Source organism: Rhodococcus sovatensis, assembly GCF_037327425.1.
In the GTDB taxonomy this organism is placed as follows: Bacteria; Actinomycetota; Actinomycetes; order Mycobacteriales; family Mycobacteriaceae; genus Rhodococcoides; species Rhodococcoides sovatense.
This window is the reverse complement of sequence record NZ_CP147846.1, coordinates 5,645,177-5,671,461: the sequence shown is the minus strand read 5'-3', so window position 1 is coordinate 5,671,461 and position 26,285 is coordinate 5,645,177. Positions and strand designations below refer to the sequence as shown.

Annotated in this window: 25 protein-coding genes, 1 tRNA gene and 3 pseudogenes; 12 read left to right on the top strand and 17 right to left on the bottom strand. The window is 62.9% G+C overall.

Translation table 11 applies throughout. The annotated features are described in order from the left end of the window. Positions 1 to 8: 8 nt before the first annotated feature. Genes WDS16_RS26520 through WDS16_RS26510 form a run of 3 tightly spaced genes read right to left on the bottom strand, consistent with a single transcriptional unit; the run spans position 9 to position 3,166 of the window. Positions 9 to 1,160 (bottom strand): acetyl-CoA C-acetyltransferase, encoded by a 1,152-nt coding sequence (locus WDS16_RS26520; RefSeq protein ID WP_338889072.1) that lies wholly within the window; start codon positions 1,158 to 1,160, stop codon positions 9 to 11. A gap of 33 nt (positions 1,161 to 1,193) precedes the next feature. Further along, positions 1,194 to 1,991 (bottom strand): SDR family oxidoreductase, encoded by a 798-nt coding sequence (locus WDS16_RS26515; protein ID WP_338889071.1) that lies wholly within the window; start codon positions 1,989 to 1,991, stop codon positions 1,194 to 1,196. Further along, the gene (locus WDS16_RS26510; RefSeq protein ID WP_338889069.1) at positions 1,988 to 3,166 is read right to left on the bottom strand and encodes an acyl-CoA dehydrogenase family protein; all 1,179 of its coding nucleotides are present in this window, start codon (positions 3,164 to 3,166) and stop codon (positions 1,988 to 1,990) included. Before WDS16_RS26510 ends, WDS16_RS26515 begins: the two co-directional genes overlap by 4 nt. Before the next feature lie 136 nt (positions 3,167 to 3,302). On the opposite strand from WDS16_RS26510, the gene WDS16_RS26505 reads away from it, so the two are divergent. From WDS16_RS26505 to WDS16_RS26485, 5 genes are read left to right on the top strand one after another with little or no spacing between them, the layout of a single operon-like run. After that, positions 3,303 to 4,187, top strand: a complete 885-nt coding sequence (locus WDS16_RS26505) for an enoyl-CoA hydratase (RefSeq protein ID WP_338889067.1) — start codon at positions 3,303 to 3,305, stop codon at positions 4,185 to 4,187. Between the two features lie 3 nt (positions 4,188 to 4,190). Further along, positions 4,191 to 5,360 (top strand): acyl-CoA dehydrogenase family protein, encoded by a 1,170-nt coding sequence (locus WDS16_RS26500; RefSeq protein WP_338889065.1) that lies wholly within the window; start codon positions 4,191 to 4,193, stop codon positions 5,358 to 5,360. Next, positions 5,357 to 6,331, top strand: a complete 975-nt coding sequence (locus WDS16_RS26495) for an acyl-CoA dehydrogenase family protein (protein ID WP_338889064.1) — start codon at positions 5,357 to 5,359, stop codon at positions 6,329 to 6,331. Before WDS16_RS26500 ends, WDS16_RS26495 begins: the two co-directional genes overlap by 4 nt. Beyond that, positions 6,328 to 7,437: an acyl-CoA dehydrogenase family protein gene (locus WDS16_RS26490; protein ID WP_338889063.1), complete on the top strand. Its 1,110-nt coding sequence runs from the start codon at positions 6,328 to 6,330 to the stop codon at positions 7,435 to 7,437. Before WDS16_RS26495 ends, WDS16_RS26490 begins: the two co-directional genes overlap by 4 nt. Further along, positions 7,434 to 7,919, top strand: a complete 486-nt coding sequence (locus tag WDS16_RS26485; RefSeq protein ID WP_338889062.1) for a VOC family protein — start codon at positions 7,434 to 7,436, stop codon at positions 7,917 to 7,919. Before WDS16_RS26490 ends, WDS16_RS26485 begins: the two co-directional genes overlap by 4 nt. 9 nt (positions 7,920 to 7,928) lie before the next feature. On the opposite strand, the gene WDS16_RS26480 is transcribed toward WDS16_RS26485, so the two are convergent. Then, positions 7,929 to 8,558 carry a TetR/AcrR family transcriptional regulator gene (locus WDS16_RS26480; protein ID WP_338889060.1) on the bottom strand — a complete coding sequence of 210 codons (630 nt, stop codon included), beginning with the start codon at positions 8,556 to 8,558 and terminating at the stop codon, positions 7,929 to 7,931. Positions 8,559 to 8,667: 109 nt separating this feature from the next. After that, positions 8,668 to 9,879: an acetyl-CoA C-acetyltransferase gene (locus WDS16_RS26475; RefSeq protein ID WP_338889058.1), complete on the bottom strand. Its 1,212-nt coding sequence runs from the start codon at positions 9,877 to 9,879 to the stop codon at positions 8,668 to 8,670. Between the two features lie 197 nt (positions 9,880 to 10,076). Here WDS16_RS26475 and WDS16_RS26470 point away from each other — a divergent pair, with 197 nt between their 5' ends. Further along, positions 10,077 to 10,502: a hypothetical protein gene (locus WDS16_RS26470; protein WP_338889056.1), complete on the top strand. Its 426-nt coding sequence runs from the start codon at positions 10,077 to 10,079 to the stop codon at positions 10,500 to 10,502. A 211-nt stretch (positions 10,503 to 10,713) separates the two neighbouring features. On the opposite strand, the gene WDS16_RS26465 is transcribed toward WDS16_RS26470, so the two are convergent. The 4 genes from WDS16_RS26465 to WDS16_RS26450 form a co-directional block, all read right to left on the bottom strand. After that, on the bottom strand, positions 10,714 to 12,315 hold the full coding sequence (locus tag WDS16_RS26465) for an NAD(P)/FAD-dependent oxidoreductase (protein ID WP_338889054.1): 1,602 nt from the start codon (positions 12,313 to 12,315) through the stop codon (positions 10,714 to 10,716). A gap of 51 nt (positions 12,316 to 12,366) precedes the next feature. Then, entirely contained in the window at positions 12,367 to 12,510 is a 144-nt protein-coding gene (locus WDS16_RS26460; protein ID WP_338889052.1) for a hypothetical protein, read from the bottom strand. Next, positions 12,507 to 12,665 carry an EthD family reductase gene (locus WDS16_RS26455; RefSeq protein ID WP_338889051.1) on the bottom strand — a complete coding sequence of 53 codons (159 nt, stop codon included), beginning with the start codon at positions 12,663 to 12,665 and terminating at the stop codon, positions 12,507 to 12,509. The genes WDS16_RS26460 and WDS16_RS26455 overlap by 4 nt, the downstream gene beginning before the upstream one ends. Before the next feature lie 76 nt (positions 12,666 to 12,741). Further along, the gene (locus WDS16_RS26450) at positions 12,742 to 13,614 is read right to left on the bottom strand and encodes an alpha/beta fold hydrolase (protein ID WP_338889049.1); all 873 of its coding nucleotides are present in this window, start codon (positions 13,612 to 13,614) and stop codon (positions 12,742 to 12,744) included. Between the two features lie 85 nt (positions 13,615 to 13,699). Here WDS16_RS26450 and WDS16_RS26445 point away from each other — a divergent pair, with 85 nt between their 5' ends. After that, a complete protein-coding gene (locus tag WDS16_RS26445) occupies positions 13,700 to 14,338 on the top strand; it encodes a TetR/AcrR family transcriptional regulator (protein WP_338889047.1) in 639 nt (212 codons plus the stop codon). 116 nt (positions 14,339 to 14,454) lie between these two features. Here WDS16_RS26445 and WDS16_RS26440 read toward each other — a convergent pair. Continuing rightward, positions 14,455 to 15,282 (bottom strand): annotated as a pseudogene (locus WDS16_RS26440) (aminotransferase class III-fold pyridoxal phosphate-dependent enzyme); the annotation flags it as partial. 82 nt (positions 15,283 to 15,364) lie between these two features. Here WDS16_RS26440 and WDS16_RS26435 point away from each other — a divergent pair. Further along, positions 15,365 to 16,512, top strand: a protein-coding gene (locus WDS16_RS26435; protein ID WP_422395690.1) for an IS3 family transposase whose coding sequence is annotated in 2 segments (ribosomal slippage) — positions 15,365 to 15,632 and positions 15,632 to 16,512 — 1,149 coding nt in all. Because the reading frame shifts where the segments join, the coding sequence is not laid out codon by codon here. 54 nt (positions 16,513 to 16,566) lie between these two features. Here the strand turns inward: WDS16_RS26435 and WDS16_RS26430 are convergent. The 3 genes and pseudogenes from WDS16_RS26430 to WDS16_RS26420 form a co-directional block, all read right to left on the bottom strand. Next, positions 16,567 to 17,130 (bottom strand): annotated as a pseudogene (locus tag WDS16_RS26430) (aminotransferase class III-fold pyridoxal phosphate-dependent enzyme); the annotation flags it as partial. A gap of 94 nt (positions 17,131 to 17,224) precedes the next feature. Continuing rightward, positions 17,225 to 18,046: pseudogene (gene cofH, locus WDS16_RS26425) on the bottom strand (5-amino-6-(D-ribitylamino)uracil--L-tyrosine 4-hydroxyphenyl transferase CofH); the annotation flags it as partial. Between the two features lie 156 nt (positions 18,047 to 18,202). Then, positions 18,203 to 19,597, bottom strand: a complete 1,395-nt coding sequence (locus WDS16_RS26420) for an IS1380 family transposase (protein ID WP_338888780.1) — start codon at positions 19,595 to 19,597, stop codon at positions 18,203 to 18,205. A 236-nt stretch (positions 19,598 to 19,833) separates the two neighbouring features. On the opposite strand from WDS16_RS26420, the gene WDS16_RS26415 reads away from it, so the two are divergent. Continuing rightward, the gene (locus WDS16_RS26415; protein WP_338889045.1) at positions 19,834 to 20,739 is read left to right on the top strand and encodes a hypothetical protein; all 906 of its coding nucleotides are present in this window, start codon (positions 19,834 to 19,836) and stop codon (positions 20,737 to 20,739) included. Next, the gene (locus tag WDS16_RS26410) at positions 20,736 to 21,035 is read left to right on the top strand and encodes an STAS-like domain-containing protein (protein ID WP_338889043.1); all 300 of its coding nucleotides are present in this window, start codon (positions 20,736 to 20,738) and stop codon (positions 21,033 to 21,035) included. The genes WDS16_RS26415 and WDS16_RS26410 overlap by 4 nt, the downstream gene beginning before the upstream one ends. A gap of 776 nt (positions 21,036 to 21,811) precedes the next feature. On the opposite strand, the gene WDS16_RS26405 is transcribed toward WDS16_RS26410, so the two are convergent. Both WDS16_RS26405 and WDS16_RS26400 read right to left on the bottom strand, forming a co-directional pair. Beyond that, positions 21,812 to 22,471, bottom strand: a complete 660-nt coding sequence (locus tag WDS16_RS26405; protein WP_338889041.1) for a type IV toxin-antitoxin system AbiEi family antitoxin domain-containing protein — start codon at positions 22,469 to 22,471, stop codon at positions 21,812 to 21,814. Between the two features lie 327 nt (positions 22,472 to 22,798). Next, positions 22,799 to 22,870 (bottom strand) — tRNA-Thr (locus WDS16_RS26400). A gap of 99 nt (positions 22,871 to 22,969) precedes the next feature. On the opposite strand from WDS16_RS26400, the gene WDS16_RS26395 reads away from it, so the two are divergent. Continuing rightward, positions 22,970 to 24,466, top strand: coding sequence for a threonine/serine ThrE exporter family protein (locus WDS16_RS26395; RefSeq protein ID WP_422395869.1), 1,497 nt, complete (start codon positions 22,970 to 22,972; stop codon positions 24,464 to 24,466). Here the strand turns inward: WDS16_RS26395 and WDS16_RS26390 are convergent. Together WDS16_RS26390 and WDS16_RS26385 are read right to left on the bottom strand one after the other, a co-directional pair. Further along, positions 24,436 to 24,690 carry an MbtH family protein gene (locus tag WDS16_RS26390; protein ID WP_019663793.1) on the bottom strand — a complete coding sequence of 85 codons (255 nt, stop codon included), beginning with the start codon at positions 24,688 to 24,690 and terminating at the stop codon, positions 24,436 to 24,438. The genes WDS16_RS26395 and WDS16_RS26390 overlap by 31 nt on opposite strands. Before the next feature lie 91 nt (positions 24,691 to 24,781). Next, positions 24,782 to 25,591 (bottom strand): alpha/beta hydrolase, encoded by an 810-nt coding sequence (locus tag WDS16_RS26385; RefSeq protein ID WP_338889031.1) that lies wholly within the window; start codon positions 25,589 to 25,591, stop codon positions 24,782 to 24,784. A gap of 148 nt (positions 25,592 to 25,739) precedes the next feature. Here WDS16_RS26385 and WDS16_RS26380 point away from each other — a divergent pair, with 148 nt between their 5' ends. Then, positions 25,740 to 26,267: a general stress protein CsbD gene (locus tag WDS16_RS26380; RefSeq protein ID WP_338889029.1), complete on the top strand. Its 528-nt coding sequence runs from the start codon at positions 25,740 to 25,742 to the stop codon at positions 26,265 to 26,267. Positions 26,268 to 26,285 lie beyond the last annotated feature (18 nt).

Genomic DNA, 26,285 nt, shown 5'->3' with positions numbered 1-26,285 from the left:
GGTCGACGTCAGAGTCTCTCGATGATGGTGACGTTGGCCTGTCCGCCGCCCTCACACATCGTCTGCATTCCGTATCGACCGCCCGTTCGTTCGAGTTCGTGCAGCAACGTCGTCATCAATCGGGTGCCGGTCGCCCCGATCGGATGACCGAGCGCAATGCCGCCGCCGTTGACATTGACCTTGGCCAGATCTGCGCCCGTTTCCTTGGCCCACGCGAGAACCACCGAAGCGAAGGCCTCGTTCATCTCGACGAGGTCGATGTCGTCGATGCTCATCCCGCTGCGCTCGAGCGCCAACCTCGTCGCCGGAATCGGGCCGGTCAGCATCCACACCGGGTCGTCCGCGTAGACGGTCAAGTGATGAATCCGCGCCCGGGGCGTGAGCCCATGTGTGTCGAGCGCCGCCTTGGATGCGATCAGCACTGCGCTCGCGGCGTCGGATATCTGCGACGCGACCGCAGCGGTGAGGACGCCCCCCTCGGTCAGCGTCCGCAGCCTCGCCATCTTCTCCGCTGACGTATCTCGGCGTGGCCCTTCGTCGGTCGTCACGCCATCGATCGGCGCGATTTCCCGGACGAATCGACCCTCGTCGATCGCCGCGATGGCGCGTCGATGACTCTCGAGGGCGAACTCCTCCATCCGTGCCCGGGTGACGCCCCACTTGTCGGCGATCATCTCGGCCGCCCTGAACTGCGAGACCTCCTGGTCGCCGTAGCGAGCGCGCCAACCCTTCGACTCGGCGAAAGGTGTTGTGAATCCGTACTGTTCGCCGACGGTCATCGCAGCCGAAATAGGGATGGCCGACATGTTCTGCACCCCGGCGGCGACAATCAGATCCGCCGTGCCGGACATGACGCCCTGGGCCGCGAAGTGCACTGCCTGCTGACTCGATCCGCACTGCCGATCGATGGTGACACCCGGAACATGCTGCGGGAGACCAGCGGCCAACCATGCGGTGCGGGCAATGTCGCCGGCCTGCGAACCGATGGTGTCGGTACACCCCATGATGACGTCGTCCACGGCTGCGGGATCGACGCCGCTGCGCTCCATCAGCGCATTCAATACGTGCGCTCCCAGGTCTGCGGAGTGGATACCGGCAAGACCGCCGCCTCGCCGCCCCACCGGAGTGCGCACCGCGTCGACGATATAAGCCTCGGTCATTGGTTTCCCCTCACACTGTTCTTCCCGGATATCTCACGCGTGTTGACTGCTGACCGACACCACTTCACCGGTCATATAGGACGAGTAGTCACTGGCCAGAAACACCATGACGTTGGCGACTTCCCACGGTTGTGCGGCCCGGCCGAAGGCTTCACGGCCCTTGAGTTCGGTCAGAAACTCAGGCGTCGTCACCTTTTCGAGGAACGGATGCATCGCAAGACTGGGCGAGACCGCATTGACTCGGATTCCGTGTTCGGCGAAGTCTGCCGCTGCCGACCTCGTCAGTGCCATGACTCCGGCTTTGGCCGCGGCATAATGAGCCTGGCCTTCCTGTGCGCGCCAACCGATCACCGATGCGTTGTTGACGATGACGCCTGCATGGCCGCGGGCGACCATGCGTCGACCGGCTGCCCGCACGCACCGGAAAGTCCCGGTCAACGTCACATCGAGCACCGAAGACCATTGGGTGTCGGTCATCTCGAGCAGCGACACCGTTCCGCCGAGACCCGCATTGTTGACCATGACGTCCACCCCGCCCACCTCGTCGGCAAGGTCGAGGAGGGCCTCGACGTGATCTTCTCGGGTCACGTCGCAGACGCGGGTTCGGACCCGATCTGCGCCGAACTCCGACGCCCATTCCTGGTGCGCCTCGGCCAATCTCCGCTCATGGGTATCGCCGACGACGACGGCCTTGGCACCTTCTTCGAGTGCGCGGCGCACTACCGCGGCCCCGATTCCTGCGCCTGCACCGGCGGTGACGACGACGGTTCGGTCTGTGAGCAGTCCATGTCCCGGCAGGTACGCGGGGGCCGGTTGTTCTCTCTTGGTCACGGTCGTGGCTCCCTAGGCATTCCGAGTACTCGCTCGGAGATGATGTTTCGTTGGATTTCGTCGGATCCGCCGTAGATCGTGTCGGCCCGACTGAAGAGGAACAGCGTCTGTAGATCATCGAGTTCGTAGGAGGGTCCGGTGGTGAGAGCCGAGCCACCAAGGACGTCCATCGCAAGCTCGCCGAGATCTCGGTGCCACCTCGCCCAGAGCAGTTTGGCCACCGATGCCTCGGGTCCCATCGAGCCGGATTCGTAGGCACTGAGGGTGCGCAGGGCATGCACTCGCAGCACTTCCAGGCCGACCTGCGCCTGCGCCAGCCGATCGGCGATGATCGGGTCGTCGATGGTTCCGTTTTCTCTCGCCCGGTTGCGCACCGTCTCGAGTTCGCGCGCGAAGCCCACCTGTTGGCCGACGGTGGAGACACCGCGCTCGAAGCCGAGCGTCCCCATCGCTACCGGCCAACCTTCACCCGGTGCGCCGACGATCATCGTGGTGTCGGTGACGGCTCCGTCGAAGAACACCTCGTTGAATTCCGATGTTCCGGTCAGCTGGACGATGGGTCGCACGGTCACCCCTGGTTGGTCCATGGGGACGAGCAGGTACGACAGTCCGGCGTGCCGGGTGGTGGTCGGGTCGGTGCGAGCGACGACGAAACACCAGTCGGAATGATGCGCGAGTGAGGTCCACACCTTTTGGCCGTCGATTATCCAGGTGTCCCCGGCCAGTCGCGCTCGCGTCCGTACCGCGGCGAGGTCCGAACCCGCTCCCGGTTCTGAGTACCCCTGGCACCAAAGCTCTTTTACGGCGGTGATGGGCGGCAGGAAGCGGGCCCGCTGTTCGTCGGTTCCCCAGGCGATCAGCGTGGGGCCGAGCAATTCTTCGCCGAGATGATTGACCCGGGCAGGCGCGTCGGCGCGTGCGTATTCCTCGTGGAAGATCATCTGCTGAGAGAGACTGAGTCCGCGACCACCGTGCTCGGTAGGCCAGCCGAGGCAGGTCCAGCCGGACTCGGCCAGGTGCCGGTTCCATTCCAGTCGCTCAGCGAAGGCCTCGTGCTCTCGGCCGGACCCGCCCAGTCCCTTCAACTCGGCGAAGTCGCCGCTCAAGTTGTCAGCGAGCCACTCACGTGCTTCTTCCCGAAACCTGTCGTCCTCTTCGGAGAACGTGAGATCCATCTGTGACTCCTTTGTCGACCACGCGCGTTCGAGGCTTCAACTCCTTTGACACCATACAATACCCCACCAAGCACTTGTTTGGTATGGTCGTGCTGCGGTGCCACTCGCCGAACGGCACAGAACAGTTGGAGGAAAAATGGCAGAGCAAACCGACGCCACCCAGGACGTGGTTACGTACGAGGTCCGCGGACGCGTGGCGGTGGTGACTCTGAATCGCCCGCAGTACAGCAACGCGCAGAACTCGAAGGTGACATATGCCCTCGACGCCGCCTTCACTCGCGCAACCGACGACGACGACGTCGCAGTGATCGTGCTGGCAGGCAACGGAAAACACTTCTGCGGTGGCCATGACATCGGCACACCCGACCGAGACATCGACCAGTCCTTCGAGCGCAAAGCCGTGATCTGGTGGGACCATGCCGACAAGAAGGGTGCCGATTCTCGGATTGCTCGCGAGTCGGAGGTCTACCTAGGGATGTGCCGTCGGTGGCGCGAGATTCCGAAGCCGATGATCGCCATGGTGCAGGGCGCCTGTATCGCCGGCGGCCTGATGCTCGCGTGGTCGTGTGATTTCATCATCGCCTCGGAAGACGCATTCTTCGCCGATCCCGTGGTCCGCATGGGCATTCCGGGGGTCGAGTTCTTCGCACACCCCTGGGTGATGAATCCGCGGGCAGCCAAAGAGTTCCTCTACACCGCCGATCGGTTCCCGGCCGAGCGGGCCCGCGAACTCGGAATGGTCAACCACGTCGTACCGCGCGCGGATCTGGAGAAGTTCACCTTCGATATGGCAGAACGTATTTCGGCGATGCCGCGGTTCGGCCTGGCACTGACCAAGAAGGCGGTCAATCAGACCGAGGACATCATGGGCATGCGGAACGGAATGGATTCGGTCTTCGGACTCCATCACGCCGCCCACGCACACAACGCCGAGGTGGGTGTCGATTCGCTCGGCGGCCTCGACGCCAAGGCCATGGCCGACGCGAACAAGAAGAACGCCAGCGGCGCGGACAAGGACTGAGCGATGCACTTCACCGATGACGAAGTGAACTTTCGCAACGAGGCCCGCGCGTGGTTGACCGAGCACTCACCGGGCCGGCTGCCGTCGATGGACACCGCGGAGGGCGCGCTCGCCCACCGGCAATGGGAGAAGGAGCTGTCCGACGCCCGGTGGTCGGTGGTCGCATGGCCGGCCCGCTACGGCGGCCGCGATGCGAGCCTGACCGAGTGGGTGATCTTCGAGGAGGAGTACTACCGCAGCGGAGCACCGACTCGCATCGCGCAGAACGGCATTTCCCTACTGGCACCGATCATCTTCGAACACGGCACACCGGCCCAACAGGAACGCTTTCTCGGCCCGATGGCGAACGGATCGCAGGTATGGGCCCAGGCTTGGTCGGAGCCCGAGGCCGGCAGCGACCTCGCGTCGATTCGCAGCCGAGCCGTACGCGACGACGAGCGCGGCGGATGGCTGCTCTCCGGGCAGAAGACGTGGAGCTCACGCGCGCCCTGGGCAGATCGCGGATTCGGCCTGTTCCGTTCGGACCGAGATGCCCAACGCCACCGCGGCCTGACGTACTTTCTGTTTCCGCTCGATGCACCCGGCATCACCGTCCGGCCGATCGCCCAGCTCGATGGAGACGCGGGGTTCGGCGAGATCTTCTTCGACGACGTATTCGTGCCCGACAAGGACGTACTCGGCGCGGTAGGGGACGGCTGGCGCGTCGCGATGAGCACCGCGGGCAACGAGCGTGGCCTGTCGCTGCGCTCCCCTGGCCGATTCAGTAACGCTGCCGATCGTCTTACCGCACTGTGGAAGTCGACCACTACCGCCGCGTCCTCCATCGACGACAAGGTCGTCGACGCGTGGATCGGCGCACGCGCATATCGGCTCTACACCTGGGGAACCGTCGAGAGACTCTCCGGCGGCGGCGATATGGGTGCGCTCGGCAGCGTCAACAAACTGTTCTGGTCGACGCTCGATATTCGGTTGCACGAGGCGGCCCTGGAACTGCTGGGGGCCGATGCCGAATTGCGAGGAGCCAATGCCCCCGATGAGGGCGCTTGGGTCGACGACTATCTGTTCTCACTCGCCGGGCCGATCTATGCCGGCACCAACGAAATCCAACGAAATATCGTCGCTGAGCGCCTCCTCGGGCTACCGCGAGAGATCGATGTGAGGAAGCTGTCATGAAATTCTCGCCGGATCAGGAGCAGGAGGACTTCGCGCGGGCGCTCGATGCGTTGCTCTCGAGCGCCGACACGGTAGCCGCGGCACGGGCCTGGGCCGGTGACGACTTCGGTCCCGGATCGAAGCTGTGGCGCAGGGTTGCCGGCCTCGGCGTCACGGCCCTGCTGATTCCCGAGGAATCGAACGGGATCGGCGGCACACTGGTCGATGTCGCCGTCGTCTTCGAAAGGCTCGGCTACCACGGCATTCCCGGACCGTGGATCGAGTCGGCAGTCTTCCTCCCGGCACTGCTGAACGACTCGTCGGAGACCTCGCTCCGCACCCGCCTCGCCGAGGGCCTCATCGCCACCAGCTCCGAACCCGACGCGAGTCGTGCTCTCGACGTTCGTGCGGCCGACTGCGCGTTCACGGTCACAGGAAACCGAATGTTTCGAGCGCAGCGGACCGACGACATGACCTCCGTCGATCCGGTCCGACGCCTCGGTGCCGTCGAACCCGGTGAGCCCGTGTGTGAACTCGATGCTGCGACGGTCATCCGCGCATTCGACGCCGCCTCGCTGGCGTGCGCAAGCATGCTCCTCGGTGCGGGCCAACGGTTGCTGGCCGATACGGTGGCGTATGTGCTGCAGCGCAGACAGTTCGGTAGAGTGGTCGGCGGCTACCAAGCGGTCAAGCACATGCTTGCCGACGTCGAAGTTTCGCTCGACTTCACCCGACCGCTGGTCATCGGAGCCGCCCACGAATGGACTGCCAATTCCACTACTGTCTCGCGCGATGTCTCGGCAGCGAAGGTCGCAGCCGGAAACGCCGCGTACCTCGCAGCCCGCGCGGCCCTGCAGCTGCACGGCGCAGTGGCGTACACCCTCGAACTCGATGTGAGCATGTGGATTCTGCGCGTGCAGGCACTCGAAACGGCCTGGGGTACATCGGCTTATCATCGCGGACGGATCGCCGCAGCTCTACGAGAGGGATGACGATGCAATTCTCGTTGACCGAAGAACAGCAAGAACTTGCGAAAACTGTACGGGCAGTAATCCTTCGGCGACTGTCCTCGACCTCGCTTCGCGATGCCTTCGCGTCTCAAGCCGGGTACGACGAGGTGCTGTGGAAGGCTCTGTGCGGTCAGGTCGGCGTCACAGCGCTGTCGGTGCCCGAGAACATGGGCGGGCTCGGGTTCACCTCGTTCGAGACCCACATCGTGCTCGAAGAGCTGGGGCGCACCCTGACCCCCTCCCCCTTGCTCAGTTCGGGTGTTCTCGGTGTCCAGGCACTGCTGTACGGAGCGGACGCCCAGGAACAGGCGCGGCTGCTACCGGAGCTGGCCGAGGGTGCCCGTGAGGCCGCCTTGTGCTGGGCAGACGAGCACGGACGGTGGCGAACGGACGGCAGCAGCGTGATCGGCCGAGACCAGGACGGGTCCTGGTACCTCGACGGGGTGAGCACCCTGGTGCTGGGCAGCAGCGAATCCACGACACTGCTGGTAGTCGCGTCCACATCGGATGGGGCAGCGTTGTTCGAAGCCGATCCCGCTTCCGACGGGGTGACACTCGAGTCCGTTCGCGGCGTTGACCCGACCATGCGATTCGGTACCGTTCGCTTCGACGGTGCCGCGGCCCGGCGGCTCGGCGGTTTCGGCGATCGATTGGCCGATCTGCACGCCGCCGCATCGACCGCAATCACGGCCCTTCAGGTCGGCGGCGCTCAGGCTGCCCTCGACCGTACGGTCGCCCATCTGAGCGAGCGCGTCCAGTTCGGTCGACCGCTGGCGTCGTTCCAGGCGCTCAAGCATCGGTGCGCGGACATGCTCGTCGCAGTGGAGACCGCGCGTTCGATCTCGTGGGCGGCTGCGTGGGCAGCCGCCGAGTCGACCCCCGATATGCGTCGCCAGTCTGCGATCGCCGCTTCCTGGTGCAGCGAAGCCTTCTCGGCCGTGGCCAGAGAAATGGTGCAAATGCACGGCGGTATCGCCATTACGTGGGAACATGACGCTCATCTGTATTTCAAGCGCGCACACAGCACCGCCCAGCTGCTCGGAGCGCCCCACGAGCACCGCCGACTGCTCGGTGCGGGAGTCCGGTGACGGCCGAGTTTCCTGGGCTGGCGTCGTTCGCAGGCCCGCGCGTGCACCACGCGGGAGTGACTGTCTCGGACCTCGACACCTCGGCGGAGTTCTATCAAGACCTGTTGGGCGGCAGCCGGTTCGGGCCGTACGAACGATCCGGCCCTCGGATCGACGCGGTGACGGGATACGTCGGAGCTGTGGTTCGGCAGGTGTTTCTCACCGCAGCCGACGGTTCGACGATGGTCGAATTGCTTCAGTACGTGGGCGGCTCTGCCGATGTTCTCGAACCGGACAACGGCACAGTGGGAGCGGTGCACATCGCGCTCACGGTCGACGACCTCGACGCGGCGCTTGCGCGGGCCCGAGAACGCGGATACGTGGCGTTGTCGGATCCGATCCCGGCGAGCCCACCGATGACGGGCTGCCGCGTGGTGTACATGCTCGATCCGGATCGCGTCAGGGTCGAACTGGTCGAGCTTCCGCGTCGGACTCTCGCGTGAGTGCCGTGGTCACACAGGGCTGTACACGCCGACCCGCATGACGGCCAGGAACTGATCGGCCACCTCCTCGTGGCCGAGTCGTCCGTTCGGTTTGTACCACCGCACGGTCGACCACACTGCATCCTGAACGAACCTGTACACCACACCGGTGTCCAGGTCAGGGCGGAAGTCACCCGCGTCGCGACCGGAGTCGAGTACGCCACGCCAAATGCGCTCGACTTCTCTGCTCGCGTCGGCCACGAATCTGAATTCGGCGGCGCTCATGAACAATCCGGATTCGTTCTGGTACAGCGCCACCGGATCAGGCAATTCGTGGATACGCTGGAACGAGGCTCGCACCAAACCTTCGAAAGCTGCTCGTGCTGATGGACTTTCCGCGACAACACCGGCGAATGTCTCGCACAGATCTCCCATGAACTGGTGAAGGATCTCCGTCAGCATTGCCTCTTTGGAATCGAAGTGGTGGTACAAACTGCCCGAGAGAATGCCTGCCTCGTCCGCAATGTCGCGAACGGTGGTCTGGGCATAGCCGCGCTGCGCGAACAACCGCGCTGCGATCGCCAGCAATTCTGTACGCCTGGACGACGCCGCGACCGCCTTGCGTCGCCCGCTACCCTCACCGACGATCGTCGAGCTCATCCTCGTGCCCTTCCATGAAACATCCGAACTCGACAACGGCTGCCGTGCATACTCCTGCGACGGAGGCACCACACCACGATACCCGGCACCGAGAACACACCGCAGGTAGCTACGACAGACGCTGGACGACCATGGCCATTCCCTGACCGCCCGCCGCACACATTGTTTCGACACCGAACTCTTTGTCGTTCCAGCGCAACGCATTCAACAGGGTGGCCGTCATACGCGCCCCCGTCATTCCATAGGGATGCCCGAGCGCGATCGCCCCGCCGTGCACGTTCACTCGGTCGTAATCGAGCCCGAGTTCGCGCACACTCGGGACCACCTGCGCGGCGAATGCCTCGTTGATCTCGACAAGGTCGATATCGCTCAACGTCATTCCCGCCGCCGAGATCGCCCGCCTGGTCGCATCGACCGGCGTCATGCCCATCACCTCGGGGGACATCGCCGATACGGCCGTCGAGACGATCCTCGCCAGCGGGGTGATCCCCAGATTCCGTGCCTTCTCCTCGGACATGATCACCAGTGCCGCAGCGCCGTCGTTCATGGGGCAGCAGTTTCCGGCGGTGACCGTGCCGTCGGCAGTGAAGACCGGCTTCAGCGCGCTGAGCCCTTCGGCGGTGACGCCCGCCCGTGGACTGTCATCCGCGGTGACGACCGTGCCGTCGGGCGCGGTGACCGGTGTGATCTCGCGATCGAAGAAGCCCGATTCGCGCGACCGTTCGGCCCGATTCTGACTGAGCGCGGCGAACTCGTCCTGATCCTCGCGGGAGACGTTCCAGCCGGACGCGACATTCTCGGCCGTCAATCCCATCGATACGTACAGGCTCGGCAACAGACCGTCCTTGCGCGGATCGACCCAGCCACGTCCGGCACTCTCGGTAGCGCGACGCTCCGGCTCGTCGAACCGCGGGTTCCTGGTATCGGGCATGCCGTCGGACTTGCCGTTCACGAACCGCGAGACCATCTCGACACCGGCCGAGACGAAGGCGTCGCCCTCCCCCGCCTTGATGGCGTGGAATGCCATCCGGGTCGTCTGCAGGCTCGACGCGCAATAACGCTGCACGGTAGTTCCAGGAACGCCGTCCAGGCCGAGTAGTACAGCCATCGCTCGCGCGATGCCATAACCCTGTTCTCCCGCCGGCTGCGCGCACCCAACCATGATGTCGGTCAGCTCGTGTCGATCGAAGGCGGGAATCGAATCGAGTGCGCGGCCGATGATCTCGGCCCCGAGGTCGTCGCCACGCATGTCCCGAAGCGACCCCTTCTTCGCGCGTCCGATCGGAGATCGGGTGGCTGCGACGATGACGGCTTCGGGCATCTTCGGACTCCTTGAATCGACGTGGCTCTCACTGAACGGAGGCGATGCGTCCCACCATAGCAAGCAATTGCTTGCTTTGTAACCCGGCCGCGGTTAGGCTCCCATCAGCCGTTGACGATGAGTTTCGGACAATCACTTCCTCCACGATTCGATGCGGGGAGCAGAGCAGACTGCCGATCGAGGAACGAGGTGCCGGTATGAGCCAGGCAACGCGGCGAATAGCAGAGGTGCGATGCGGTGAGTGGCACGAGATCACACCGACACCCGAGGACGTTCAGACTGTCCGCGTCTGCGCCACCGACCTCGGCGAAGCACTGATCACAACTGCGCGGATTCGCGACGAAGCTCACCAGGCCGAGCGAAAGATCGCCGTCTACTTGGACGTGGTCTATCACGTCGCCGACGACGCACGGAAAGCGCGACAGGAGGCGGCCCCCTATACCGGACAGGCGAGCCCGCGCACCGTCATGTACATCGGCACCCGTGCAGGGCTGACCGGGCTGATCGACGACATCGCCGCCGCCGACGTCGCCGATGGAGTCACCCTGCTGCCGCTGCTGCCGACCCCGCGTTCCGCCGAAATCGTCCGCCCCAGCGAGCCGGGTCCGCGCATCTCGGCCTGAGACGCGATTGTCGGCGACACCCTCTATCAGGCGCGGGAGGGGACCCGCATGGACCGTACCGCCCGTGCTCGCTTACGCCCGGTATTCGCGCAGCAAGAAGTAGAGCGCTCCTTGAAGAATGCGATTACGAACGCGTTGGGGAGGATGAATCCGAGGACGGTCAGCAGGAGCAGGAGACGCCGTCGGCCCCGGGACGACACTCGCCCCGCCCTCATGCCTGTGCCATGTCGTCGAGGACGTTTCGCCCCAGCACCGCCGATGCTGCGAGCACTCCCCCTTGAGTCGCTCCAACGACTCCGGCTGCGGCTACGTCCTGTCCTGCCAAATACAAATTCTCGATACCGCTGTGCGCGCCGAGGTTTGGGATCGCGAATCGGGCCGGACTTGCGGCCAATGACATGAAATCTCCGTGGCTACGTCCGAGGAAGTGGTTGAAGCTCAACGGAGTTGCCAACTCGGTGTGGTCGATCTTGCCGCGGACCTGCGGGCAAAAGCGATAGACCTGCTCGAGCAGTTCGTCGATGAGGCGGGATTTGATCGCTTCGTATTCGGCGCCGCGGTTCATCCATGCAGTTCCGGAGAACTGCTCGAACAACGCCCAACTCGTCACGCCTGCGATGTCGATTGTGGAACGACCGGGATGCCTGTCGTCCCAGGTCGAATCCTTGGCTGAGGGGAAGGTTATGAAGAACAGCGGCATCGGCGACGTCGCGGGCTTGCGCTCGAATGCCTCGAGATGCGCGTCGATGTCCGGTTCCGGGTGAATCCAGATGTTGCCCCGCGGCAGACCCAGGTCGGCTGCTGATTCCGCGATCCCGATGTTAAGTACGACCCACGGTAGCGAAGGCCCCACTGCAGTGCACTCGTTCAGAACTTCGCGCGCCGTGTCGCTTCCGTGCGATGCGGGCAACAGTCCCCCCAGAGTGGGGGTGATACCGGCATCGCTGATCACGGCACGAGCACGGAAGATCCTGTCGTCGGCCATCTCCACACCCGCCGCAGCGTGAGTGTCGTCGAGCAGGATCGAGGTCACCTCCGCGCCGACAAGTATCTCGCCTCCCGCGGACTCGATCACCGAGGCGATCGTTTCCGCCAGTTGGCCGGAACCGCCGCGCGGGTAGCTGGCACCGTCGATGTAGTGCCGAATAAGCATGGCATGCACAGCGAACGATGCTTTGCCGGGTGAAAGGCTGTAGTCGCCGCAGTGGCCGCAGAGAACGGCGATCAAGTCGATGTCGTCCGTCAGTTCGGAAAGAACGTCGACAACAGTACGGTCGGAGTACTCGCGGAACGGTGTGCACATGTCGTCGTAGGCGGAGTTGGCTACTGCCGGGGGCAGAGTGCGATGCGCGAAAAACATCCGTGCTGATCGATTGACATGGTTGACCAAGCCAAGGTACGCATCGATCGCTTCTACTTCGTTCGGGAAATACAGCTTCATTCGGTCGGCGAATGCTACTTCCCCCGAGAGATATTCGTAGGCTTTGTCACCGACTACGATGGTGTTGTAGACATCGGGCATCGGATCCCATTCGAGCTCACCATTGCTGATGTAGTCGAAGATCCGTCGTAACCCGCTGTTCGGCCGGTGTACCTGACCGATGTAGTGCAGTCCGGCATCCCATTCGTAACCTGCTCGTTTGAAGGTCTGCGTGGCGCCCCCGGCAGTGCTGTGCTTTTCGAGTACGAGTACCCGCTGTCCCGCCTGGGCGAGGAACGCAGCTACAGTGAGACCACCAATCCCCGAACCGATTACGATCGCATCCCATGTCTCCTGCAGTCGACTGCGCTTGTAACTCTGTCCTACCGGCATGACTGTGCTCCTTGTGGATTGATGCGCACCTGAGCGCGCGTTGGGATCGCCTCAGCCGAAAGCGATGTTGTCGGTGGTGTACATGGTGATTCCAGCAGCAAAATTCTTCAGATCTGTCCCAGCGTCGGCCATTTCGCGAGTCACCAAAGCAGCAGCGCGCTCGTCCGCTGTCTCGAAGTCCAGTGTCGCGATCATGTAGTACGGAGCCGGGTGACCGCCGGGGAGTGGCCGGCAGTGAGACCGAGCAGACCTGGGATCGTCCGTACGATCGGTACATGCACGTCGGCGTAGTGCAGATCGAACGCGGACTTATCGGCGGGCTCGTGGTAACAGATCGACAAACGGAACATGGCCAGAACTCCTCGGTGTGGTGTGGCGTGCAAACTCCGGCCGGGTCTACCTAGAGCAACCGGCCGGTGGAACGAGTCAGCGATCCAGCGCGCTGTGGTCTCGCTCTGAGATCAGAACGGCGAGCGCGTCGGGGTGCTCGTCCGGAATCCAATGGGTTCCGTCCAGAATGACGAGGCGGTAGTCGGCGTGCACGTAGCGCCCGGTCAGCTCCGCCCCGGACCGGGAAAGTGAAGTGTCTTTCGTTGACCACACATGAGTGGTCGGCACCCGAACTGCTGCAATCGTGCGTGGCGAGACAAGGCAGATTCCGCGATACCAGTTCAACGCGCCGGTGAGTGCTGAATTTGGGACGACATCGGCGACCACTCGGTCGACCTCCGATGTGGACAGACCAGTAGCCCTGAGTACGGCGCGGAACGCGTTCGGGTTGCGACGAATCCATGCCTCAGGAAGCCATGGCAGCTGGAACACAGCCATATAGATCGCCCGTTTGCCTTGATCGCTCGACAACAACGACCGGGCAAAAGCACGTGGGTGGGGAACGGACACAGTCGTTATCGACCTGATCGCGTCCGGCTGCGCCGCAGCAACTGCCCAAGCCACGATCGCACCCCAATCATGGCCGACGATCGACGCCGAACGCGGCCCCAGCATGTTCAGCAGAGCCGACACATCTGACGCGAGTGCTCCCACGCGATACGCAAACCTACTTCGCGGCCGTGCTGACGGCGCATAGCCGCGCTGATCGAAAGCGATCGTTCGATGTCCTCGCTCGTGCAGAACTTGTCGAACCTCGTCCCAGCAATGACGGTTCTGCGGAAACCCATGAAGCAAAACAATGATCGAGCCGTCGATCGGCCCCTCATCACTTACCTCGAACTCGAACTTGCCGTTCCGAAAGCGCTCGATACGCATTGCTGTATCCAATTGGGCCCCCTTCGACTGCATTTTCTTACCATAGCATCTGTTATGTCATCCGATATTGTCCGCCTGCTCGGGCAACACCGCAGCCTGCAATGCAAGACTTGCCGATATGTCACGAACGTCCAATCCGGGAGTACGAACCGACCTGCTCAACAGCGCCGCCCGCTTGATCGCGGAACACGGGCCGGACGCAGTCTCGACGCGAAGGGTCGCGGCAGAAGCGAACACATCGTCGATGGCTGTGTACACCCAGTTCGGATCTATCGGAGGACTGATTTCGAGCGTGATCGAAGAGGGATTCAGCAGCCTGGCCGAAGAGCTCCAATCCGTCGACAGCACCGACGATCCCGTACGAGATCTCATGGCCCTGCTGCTGGCCAGCATCTCCTTCGCGCGGCGTGAACCCAATTTGTACGAGGTACTGTTCGTGACGGCATCACTCGGGAAATACCGTCGCTCGGAACCAGCAGAAATGCTCGCCGGAAGAGCCGGAACGTTCCGTCGCGTCGAAGAAGCCTGCGAACGCGCATGCGTGACCGGACGCTTCGACACCGCCTCCGACATCTCCCCGTTGGCCTATCAATGGTGGAGCGCAGTTCACGGCTACGCAATGCTGGAAGTAGCCGGATTCATCGACCCCGGGCCGGGTACGGAGAAAGTCCTGCTCCCCCTGCTGACTACGCTCGCGCGCGGACTCGGCGACAAACCCATCAGAACCGAAGCCTCGCTGTGCGCTGCGCTCGGCTGAGCTCACGACATCGGCCCGATTTGGTCGACGACCAGGCGATATGCGGCGTCGATCCTTGGCAGAGATAGACAACTGGCTTACGTCGGTCGACTGGAACCGGTAGGTCCGAGCGGGCGCTAGCTAGGCATGATGCGCAAGAGGACAGTTCGGATCTTCTGTTCGATTTCATCGAACTGCTCTTGGCCGCAGATCAGCGGTGGGGCTAGCTGAATGACCAAGTCACCGCGACTGTCGACGCGACAGTAGAGGCCCTCGTCGAATAGTTCACGCGCCAGCCAACCGTCCGATAGGCGACCTAAGAAATCAGGATCGAAACGCGCCTTGCTCTCCTGGTCGGCCACCAACTCGATCGCGTAGAAGTAACCGCAGCCGCGTACGTCCCCGACCATAGGAAGATCAGTCAGCTGTTGAAGCGTTTCGAGGAACAGGCCCTCATTGCTCAAAACGTTCTCGTTCACGCCTTCTCGAACAAAAGCACTGATGTTAGCGAGGCCGACGGCGGTCGCGACCGGGTGGCCGGCGAATGTCGAACCGTGGGCGAATACGCCCTCACCCGTCGCGAACGGTTCCATTAACTTTTCACTGGCGAGAACTGCGCCCAGGGGCGCGTATCCCGAAGTTAACCCCTTGGCGCACGTGATGATGTCCGGAATGTAGTTGAACCGCTCCGAGCCGAAGAAGTAGCCGAGTCGTCCGAATGCACAGATCACTTCGTCAGAGACAAGCAGGACTTCGTACCTATCACAGATTTCTCGAACGCGAGCGAAGTATCCGGGCGGAGGCATAAGGCAACCGCCGGCGTTCTGTACGGGTTCGACGAAAACTGCTGCCACCGTGTCCGGGCCCTGGGCCTCGATCTCTTTGGCAATTTCGTCGGCCGCCCACGTGCCGTAGCCCTCAGGGTCGTCTTGATAGATATCTGAGGCGCGATACGAGTTGGTGTTCGTGGCGTGTCCCCGGTGAACGGGGCCATCTCGTTTTAGAGTCTTGTTGCCCCTGAAGTGGGCGGATAGGACGATGGAGAACATGGCTGGACGGAAGCGCAACTCTGCCGAGGACATCGTGCGCAAACTGCGCCGTGCCGATGAGCTGACCGCTGCAGGCAAGACGCAAGAGGAGATCGCGGCGGAGCTCGAGGTGTCGGCGGCGACGTTGTACAACTGGCGGCGTCAGTACGGCGGGATGGACACCGATGCCGCGAAGGAACTCAAGGAGCTGCGCGAGCAGAACGGCAAGCTCAAACGCCTGCTCGCCGAGGCCGAGCTGGAGAAGGACGCACTGCGGGAGGTAGCGAAGGGAAAATTCTGAGCCCAGCCGCCAAGCGCCGCGCCGTCGACATGCTCGTCAACACCATGAGTCTGTCGAAACGTCTGGCGTGCAAAGCTGTTGGGCTTGCCCGCTCCACCTACGCACGAACACCGATCGCCGACACACCCGCGGATCCCGACGCGGCCCTGAGGGCGTCGCTGCGGACATACGCAGGCTCGCATCCACTGCACGGCTTCCGTCGCGCCTGGGCGCATCTGAGGCACGACCAGGGCATGTCGGTGAACAAGAAGAAGGTGCACCGGCTCTGGAAGGAGGAGGGTCTGCAGGTTCGGATCTATCATCCCCGCAAACGCGCCGGCATCAGCTCCTGCCCGCAGATCGAAGCCGATGCGCCGAAAGTGGTGTGGGCTATGGATTTTCAGTTCGACTCCACGGTGGATGGGAAAGCGATCAAGATCGCGTCGATGATCGACGAACACACCCGGCAGTCCCTGTTGAACATCGTGGAGCGCTCGATCACCGCGCAACGACTGACCGACGAGCTCGACAAGACGTTCGCGCTGTGGGACGGACCGCCGATGGTCCTGAGAATGGACAACGGTCCGGAGTTCATTTCGCATGTGCTGCAACAGTTCTGTCGCGACCGTGTCGGTATCTCCTACATCCCGCCGGGGACGCCGTGGAACAACGGACACATCGAATCGTTCAACAACCGACTACGGAAGGAGTGCCTGAACCGCAATCACTGGACGAGCCTTCTCGAAGCGAGGGTGGTGATCGAGGACTTCAAAGACGACCACAACCATCGACACCGGCACTCATCACTGGGCTACCTCACGCCGTCCGAGTACGCTGCCCAATGCACCCACAACCACCAACCGGTCGAGGGTTGCGAGATCGACTGAAATCAATCACACCGTGGCTCTAGAACACGGTGGCCCGACTATCGGGGACCTGCCATTCGCAACATGGAACGCACTTGGAACCAGCGGTTCGAATGCTTTCTTGATGTCAGGCAGGCCGGTGATCGTCAACGCACCGTGTGTGGTCCCGTGATACGACAGAACGCGGCTGATCACTTTGTGCTTGAGCGGCTTTCCGACGGTCTTGAAGTAGCTCTTGGCCAACTTCCACGCCGTCTCCACGGCCTCCGACCCGCTGCTGGTGAAGAACACGTGGTTCAAGTCGCCCGGAGAGATCTCGGCCAGTCGTTGTGCCAGTTCGATTGCAGGTGGATGACCGAACGACCACAGAGGAAAATACGCCAAAGTGGAGGCTTGTCTCGCCGCCACCTCCGCCAAATCGGTCCGACCGTGCCCGAGCTGGTTCACGAACAGACCGGCCAGGCCATCGAGATAAGGCTTCCCAGCGCTGTCGTAGACGTAAGCACCTTCACCACGAACGATGACCGGAAGATTGTCTCCGCGTAACTTCGACATGCGAGTGAACTGAAGCCATAGATTGGCGTCATCGTCTACTGCAGACCCTGATGAAAACCCAGCTAGCTCAGTGCGAGGATTCATTGTCTATATCCGCCTCTCGTTTGATGAGGTGCCCTTGCCACTACACTCCGGGGGGGTGCTGGTGACAGAGTGGTTCCTTAGCTTCTGAGTCCGATCACGAACAAAGAGCCTGCTCGGCGTCGCCAACATCGCCATATTCGGTCGTACGCTGCTTCAGCGGCCGATTGACGCCGCGTGCTATCTGCGCGAGCTCCGCAACCGTCTTGGCCGATCCGTGTTGAGAACCGGCCATTCTGGATATTGTCTCCTCCATCAAGGTGCCGCCCAGATCGTTTGCCCCAGCCCGCAGCATGGATTGCGTTCCCTCGACACCGAGCTTCACCCAGCTCGTCTGGATGTTCTCGATCCGTCCATGCAGCATGATGCGCGCCACCGCATGCACTGCAAGGTTGTCTCGCAATGTGGGACCGGGACGCGCGACACCTGCCAGATAGATCGGCGCGGAGTTGTGCACGAACGGCAGCGGAACGAACTCGGTCAACCCATTGGTCTCGTCTTGGATGCGACTGAGAACCCGCAAGTGTTGGCCCCAGTGTGTCGGGTTGTCGACGTGGCCGTACATCATCGTCGATGTCGTGGAAATACCCACCGAATGCGCCGTAGTGATGATCTCGACCCACGTTCTCGCTGGCAACTTTCCCTTGGTGAGAACCCAGCGCACCTCGTCGTCCAAGATCTCGGCAGCCGTTCCCGGCAGGCTGTCCACCCCAGCCTCTTTGAGAGCGACCAGATAGTCGCGGAAAGACATGCCGGATCGAGTTGCGCCATTGACGATTTCCATGGGAGAGAATGCATGAAGGTGCATCTGAGGTACACGTTTCTTGATTGCGCCGGCCAGATCGAAGTACGCAGTTGCCGGCAACCGCGGATCGATGCCACCCTGCATGCATATCTCGGTCGCCCTAGCCTCGATCTTGCATGAGGCCGATGTGTCGGCCTGAGCGGTTCGAGATTGCGGTTTTCGAGCTCGATTGCGGCTTCGGGCATGGTGACTGTGCCGATATCGTTCGGCTGGGCGCTCGGTTCCACTGTCCGAGAGGGGTCTTTCGGGTCGATCGGTCGGTGGGTCCGGTCAGGCGGGTGCGGTCAGTGCCGCCAACCGGTTCAGTGCGGTGACGATCAGGTCGGACCAGGTCGCACTTTTCGACAGTCGCAGGTGGATGCGGCGGGCATGGTGGGCGATGCGTCCGGCGACGGAAAAAATCCGCAACCGTAGCCGTTTCGGCTCCCACCTGCGAGCGTCGTGATCGGTGAAACCGAGCATCTGAGTCCACGCGGTCAGGTCGAGTGCGAGAGCGACGATGGCAAGCCAGATCCGATTCTGATCGAACCCGTGCAACGGAAGATTGCTCAGCCCAGTATCTTTCGCGATACGGATCCGGTCCTCGCAGCGTGCACGGCGACGGTGCCGCAGTTCGAGAACCTGAACTTGACCACGGACTGTGTTCGTGGCGAACGCAGTGAGCCGCAGTCCGTCGGTATCGGTGAAACGCAATTGAGCACCCGGATGCGGGCGCTCCTTCCTGATCACCACACGCATCCCCGGCGGCCATGCCCCGAGGTCGAGGACACCGGTCGCGTCAATCACCCAGGCACCGTCGCGGACCTTCTCATCGGCGTCGACCGCGACCGACCACGCAGTGTCGGGGACCTCGCCCAGTGCGGCGACCATGGCGTCGGTGAGCCCGAACCCGATCGAATACGACACCCGCTGCCGATGCAACCACGACATGAAGACATGGCTGGCTCCCGCTCCATCGGTGCGGACCAGTACCTTCTTGCCGGGGCGGCCGCCGGTGGTGAACGGCAGTTGTGCGAGCGCCGCGCGGGTGACGGCGATGTGGTCGGCGGCGGTGTTCGAGCCGGCGTTGCCGGCGCGCAGCAGTGCTGCGAGGGGCTCGCCCGTCCCTGCCTGCCCGTGATCGACGAAGGCGAGGAGTGGGTGAAAGCCATACCCGCGCTTGTATGTTGGTGCGGCGAGCTGTTTGTCGGAGTGGGCGGTGACGAGGGTGGCGTCGAGGTCGATCACGATCGGGTTGTCTGCGGTGATGCCGTGATCGGGTGCGTCCTTGCCGGCATGTTTCCATGCTGCGGCGCGAGCGGCTGCTCGGGCAGTGTCGATGGCGGTCAGGACTGCAGGGGCATCTGCGGCCAAGGTTGCGATCAGTCTGGAGACGGTTGGGTCGGAGGGTACTTTCCCGAACACGGCGGTGTGTTCGCGCAGGGTCGCGATGTCGGCGAGGCAGTCACCACCGAGCGCCAACGACACGGCGAGGTCGGTGATGATTTTGCCGGGGTCGAACTGCGCCAACGGTTTCCGCCACAACGAAAGCTGCCCGGACAACGCTGCGGTGAGCCCGGTAGCGTCCGCGGTTCGGAGCAGTGTCACCGCTCCGGCGTGCGACACGATGCCGCCTCCGGTGGCATCGACAGACAGGGCGGGGTAGGGCGACGTAGACTTACTCACCGGGATGGTGCCTCTCGAACTGGTCGGGTTTCAACTGTGGTAAGTCGAATTCTCCCAGTTCAAGGCACCATTCCACCATCTTGACACGCCGCCACTAACTACCGGCATGAAAGCCCCAGGTTAGGAATGCCGGAGAGCCATCCGGCGTGGGCGGGTTGTCGGGTGAGAGTAGCGACGTCGCGGTTACAGGGAGTCGACGCTTCTGTCTGACTGGACACGGATGCTGGAACTGACGCTTGCCAGCGATCGGCACGGACGTGAGCGTGGGCGTGGGAGCCGAACATCGGTTTGCAATGGCCGCCTGCAAAACTCTCAGTGTGCATATCTACCCGAATCGGAACTTCACGGCCGGCGCCCCGGCGTGGGCTCACGATTCCGACGAGGACTCCGAATGCGTCACCATCGACCTGAGCTCAACAGAGTTCATCGACACTCTCGGATTGGTTGCCATCGCTGCGGTTGCCGAGGATGCAGTGACGCAGGGCCGAGCTGTAGATCTGCGCCTACCAACGCTGTTGAGAACCCGAAACTGGCTTGCACGTATGCACCTAGGACAAAGCCTCCAGGAGCTCGACATACCGTGCAATCTCGACAGCGTGGTCGAATCGGCACTCGGAGACAGACTCTTGGAGCTACACCGGTTCGACAGCACATCGCCGGATGAGCTGGCCGAAAAGGTCTACGCAATACTGGCGAGCGATAACGCCGAGGAGGCCGGCGAACTGTTCAGGAGCGTTGCTGAGGCCGCTGCCAACGTGTGGGAACACAGCGGGGCGTCAGGGGGTTGGGCAGCTCTCAGGCAGAAGGGCCAGGGACCCGACCGGGGCGTCGAGTTCGCAGTCGGCGATTGTGGAGTTGGGCTACGTGCCAGCCTGAGCAAGGCAATACCTGTTGCATCTGACGTCGCGGCCATTGAGCACGCCGTACAGAAAGGCGTCAGCGGCACCGGCGAACGCAACCGAGGCTTGGGCCTGGCTGAAATAGCCGCAAGCGCGCAGAGGAGAGACGGCTCCCTTCGACTCTTCAGCGGGCGCGCCGGCGGGTTCACACTCCCCAACGGCAAGATACTTGCCCGCAATTCGCTCGCTCGATACCCTGGAACGCTTGTCTACGCTACGCTGAAGTTCGAGACTGGGAGGTGACCGTGCTGCAAGCGCTGCCATTGCCGCCGCTGGCGGGAACGCGGAAACGCGCCCAGGAACTACTTTCTGCCCTTCCGCCGACGCTTAAGGGGTCGATCGTAACCGTCGATTGCCGCGGGCTCGTCGCAGCGACTCAGTCGTTTGCAGATGAACTGATCAAGGTCGTCCTGGTAGAACGAGACGCGTCGGAGATGCGTTTTACTAACGTCGACGACATGAAGTTCGCTCAGTGGGTAGATGATCGCGCGGAGTTCCACGGTATGACGAAGCGCGTGAAGGTGGATCGTCGCCCTTAGTCGAGTTCGTCGAGTACCTCGCGTATCCGGTCGACTAGCTTGTGCGAACTCTTATCAAGGTCTACACGTGTAACTACGCTCGCCTCGTCAAGTCCGTCGAGGTCATCGCTCTGTACCGAGTACATCTTCAGCTTCTCGTGATAGTCCTCCGACAAGCGCTGGATTTTGCTGTCGGAGCTCATCCTCCAAGCCCGGCCGTACGCACGGATTGCCAGATCTAGGTCACGGCTCTCGCGAGACGCAAGGTCGGACCCCGTGGCCGCGGCGTAGGCGCCGTCAAGCACCTCAATGCTCTGCCGCAGCTCGTCCAGTTGGGCTGACCTACGGTCACTGCGCCGTTGGTTCTTTGACAAACGGAATGCACCCAACTGTGTGATCGCCACACCCAATATTGCAGAAAGACCACCTACGAGGCCGGCTACGACAGCGCCCGGGGTCGAGGAGATAGGGCCCGCTCCAGGCTGAAAGCTCGGCACCGCAGGCGGAGTAGAAGTGACTGGAGGCATTACATCCGTTGAAACCTCTGCTTGTACAGACGGAACCAGCTCGGTAGGCACAGCCGTCGGAGGTGTCGGTGCTGGTTGCGAGCTTGCCACGCTTGGGGCCGCCAGGAGAAGTCCGAAAGCAATGCTTAAACACAACATTCCGGCCCGAACTGAACGGCCTCGTCGCAACCCGTACCTCCTCATGAACCAACCCTATGCAAGCGAGAGGCACCACCGTTCAAATTTGACTTGCCGCCGAACCGCGCGGCCACGGATTCCATCTATCGGACCTCACTGCTGCTCCCCAACATATCCTGCAATCGCGCAAGCGTTACCCGCATCTTCTGAGAATCGGCGATCTCCTCCAACACATTCGGATCGCACTGCCGGTGCAACTGCTCCACCGCCTGTCCACACCTCCCCCTCGGCATCACCCAACCCCGGACGCTTTGCCAGATCCAACACCGTCTGCTCCGCAGTAGTTACTAGCACCGCACCCAACTCGGTATCGATGCGCTCCGCATCCAGACGTGCCGTGTCGCGCACGGCGAACCGAACCACCGCCTGACGATCCGCCAACCGGATCGGATCGTGCCGCATCGGCAAAGCCACTACAGCGGTCGCCAACGCGCGCGGAATCGCGCCATGCAAGCGGGCTGCGCTGACGCCCATCACGACGGCATCGTCGGCGCTGTAGGCCGCTACCGCGATACCGGCCGCCGCTGCCTCCAGACCCGGCATCCACTCGGTCCCGCCCCGGTCGTCGGGCACCGCCACGTAGAAGCCCGTCGCCACCCGGTGCAGTAGACCCAAGTCCGTCAGCCGCGCAAGCTCGGCGCGCGGGTGCGCGTAGACATCGGCCGCTGTCGCGGCTCGCACCATCCGCATCGGAAGCCGCGCGAACTCCGAAGGTAGACCGGTCTGACGGCGTCGAACATTGCTCGAAGTCACGGACACCTCCATCGAGTATCGAATACGTAGGCTTTAAGCCTATAGAACCGACACTAATCACGACGCCTCCATCCGGCCTCAAACCTCCCGGTCAAGTCCGTGCGCATCCACCTACAGCCACACGAATGCTCACTGATGAGTTAGCAACGAGTTGTGACATTCTGTGACACCCAGCGCCGAATCGAGCCGCCGAACCGGCAAATCCCCAGGTCACAAGCGACAGATAAACCCAGGTGGACGAACCGGGCTCACCCAGAAACGAGCGGCCGAAACAGGCCGAAAAAGAGACGGCCCCAACCGTTTTCGCTGGTCAGAGCCGTCCGAAAGAGCCTCCTAACGGGATTGAACCGTTGACCGCTCGCTTACAAGGCGAGTGCTCTACCGCTGAGCTAAGGAGGCGTTGCTGCGTGGTCACTATATCCGCTAAGCGAACGGTCAGTGTGAGCAGGTACCTTGTCGGTGGATCACCCCAGCAACGTAAAGACGGACATGACCTTCCTGCAAGACCTGACGACGTCTCTTGGTCGTATCACCGGTGAGCGTCGGGCCACCATTGATACACCCACAGCCCCGCCGTCGCCTCTGCGTCCGATCGATCTCTCCGACGATGCTGTGGTGGCCGAGGTGCTCGATCTCGCGGTTCGTGTCGGCGAGGTTCTGCTGGCATCGGGGACGGGGGCGATGGATACGACCGCCCAGGTCCAGTACATTGCCGCAACCTACGGTCTCGCTCGGTGCGATGTCGACGTCACGTACAACTCCATCACCATCAGTGCTCACCGCGGCCCGACGCGGCCTCCGTCGACGACGATGCGCATCGTTCACTACCGCTCGATGGACTTCACTCGCCTCGCTGCCGTCGACCGTTTGATTCGCGGTGTCCGAACGAAGATGATTCCGCCGACGCTGGCACGGGAGACACTGAACAAGATCACGACGGCACCGCACCCGTACAACCGTTGGGTCGCGACGTTCGCGTGGTCGGGCATGGCCGCATCCATCGGTGTCTTGGTCGGCGGTGGCGCGCTGGTAGCCGTCGTCAGCTTCTTGACGACGATGGTCATCGACCGCATCGGCCGCGTCCTGAACCGAGCGGGCCTCCCGTTCTTCTTCCAGCAGGTCGTAGGCGGATTCGTGGCTGCAACTCCGGCGATCACGCTGTACAACTTCCAGGACCAACTGGGAGTCACGATCTCGCCGACGCTCGTCATCGCCGCCGGAGTGACGGTGCTGTTGTCGGGGCTCTCACTCGTCGGTTCGGTGCAGGACGCCATCACGGGCGCACCGATCACAGCGTCGGCGCGGTTCTTCGAAGTCCTGATGATGACGGGCGGCATCATCGCCGGCGTCGCAACGTCGTTGAAGATCGCGGCGATCATCGGCAGCGATCTGCCGCTCATCAGCAACACCCCACCGCCGGACATCACCGAAGTCCCGACGAAGGTGCTCGCAGGCGCTTTCGCCTCGCTGTTCTACGCCCTTGCCTGCTACGCGGAGAAGCGTGCCCTGACGGCGGCGTTCCTCGGCGGCTTCGCCGGCGCGCTGGTGTATCTGATGGTCCAGACGCTGGCTACGGGCCCGATCATTGCGTCGGCATTCGCGGCGACGGTCGTCGGCTTCGCAGGTGGTCTGATGGCTCGTCGCGCATTGATTCCACCGCTCATCGTCGCGGTCGCGGGCATCACGCCGTTGTTGCCGGGTCTGTCGCTGTATCGCGGTTTGTACGCGATGCTCAACGACCAGCTACTGCTCGGGTTCAGCTCACTGCTCGCGGCGTTCGGTATCGGCTGCGGCCTGGCGGCCGGAGTCACGCTCGGCGAGTGGGGTGCGCGCACGCTGCGTCGGCCGCGGATCCTGGCGCGCACGGAGGAGCTACTTCGACCGACCCTTCGCCGCAGAGAAGAACCGCGCCGCCCGACGGTTCGTCGGCGACGCGGTCCAGTGGAGCTCAAGAAAAAGAAACCTCAGGCCTCGGGGGTTCCCTCAGCGGACTGACGGGCAGCCGCGTCGGCCTCCATTGCTTCACGGAGGCTGCGCGGACGCATGTCGGTCCAGTTCTTCTCGACGTACTCCAAGCACGCTGCGCGGCTGTCTTCACCGAAGACAACTCGCCAACCCTGCGGGACGTCGGAGAACGTCGGCCACAGTGAGTGCTGATCTTCGTCGTTGACCAGCACGAAGAAGCGTCCGTCTTCGTCATCGAATGGATTGGTACTCATCTCGCCTCACTCGTCGCATACGTATGTAGGGCAGTCTTCTTTGGTGAAGTGCCCCCCTGACCCTAGCAACGCACACTATCCCAACGGTGCGTCAGCTCCGCAGAAACTCCAGGACAGCCTCGTTGATCGCTTCGGGTCGCTCCAGGTAGCCGTAGTGTCCGACGTCCGGGATCTCCACGTACTGGGCGTCGGGAATGGCTTTGGCCAGCTCCGCACTCAGGTACGCCGGAATCATCCGGTCGTGCTCGAACCCGACCGACAGGCACGGAACGCCGATTTTTCCGTACGCGGCACCGCGGTCGAAATTCTCGTCCATGCCGATCTGCGCTCGAACGCCCGCGGAGATCGGCGCGACGGAGAATTCCAGCAGATCGAGCCAATCGCGAGCAGATCTGGGGTCTGCCAGAGTCGTCGGCGATAGGTTCATTGCGGCCGTGATCGCTGCGGCGTACTTCGGCGGCAGCTCTGTCTTCGCATCGGCCAACGCGCGCTCACCTTCGCCGAGGGTCTTCTGGAACTCGTCCAGCCGAGCGTGGCCAGCGAGGAAGATCGCCTTGCGAATCAACTCCGGACGTCGCAGCGCAAGTTCCTGAGCAACCCGGGCGCCCATCGACGTGCCGACGACGAACGCCTGCTCGTCACCCTCGCGCACCTGCTCGATCAGACCTGCTGTGTCCGCGACGAGATCATCGATGGTCATGCCCTGGGTGCTCTCGGACGACGGCGCGATGCCTCGGTTGTCGAAAAAGCACACTCGGTAGCCGGCCTTGACCAGGGCCGGGACCTGGTGAAGATCCCACACTCGGCCCGGGCTGCCGGTTCCCATGATCAGAACCACCAACGGCCCGGCACCCTTGACCTGGTAGTTCAGCGATATCCCGTTCACCGTCGCGGTGGGCATGTAACTCCTTAGCTGTCGCTCGTGTTCGCGATGAGTTTACGACCGCGACGCCGGCGCCGGGTTTCCGGCATCGTCTCAGGGGTACTCGCGGGTAGGGGACATCGCCGTCCGACGGACTCAATTTTCGTATGCACTAGGAGTACTGCACATGACTGACGACAATGCATCGCAGGAAGCCCGAAAAGGCCTGCTCGACGGCATCAAGGGCAAGGCGAAGGAGGTCGTCGGCGCGGTGACGGGCAACGACTCGCTCACCACCGAAGGGCAACTCCAAGCCGCGCAGGCCCGTGAGAAGAAAGAAGCCAAAGCATCCGAGCTGGCGGCCGAGACCCAGGCCGCCCAAGCGGGCGAGGATCTTTCCTCGGTGAAGAACGCCGCGGACGACCAGCGGGCTGCCGCCGAAGAAAGCGCCCGCGCCTCCGAGGACGAAGCCCGCCGCGCACAGCAGGCGCAACGAATCGCTGCCGAGCAGGAGAAGGACCGCGCTGTTGCTGCCGAGATCGTCGACGCCGAGGTCGACGCCCGGGCCGAGCAGATCGAAGCCGTCGCCGAAGGGCAGGCCGACGCCGCAGCCGCCTCGCAAGACCAGTTGGATGCGGTCGTCGAATACAGCAACGACGTCTCCGAGGCCGAGGCAGCACGTGCCGCGGCCGAGCGTGCTCGTCGCAACGCCTGACTTTCCATACATACCTAG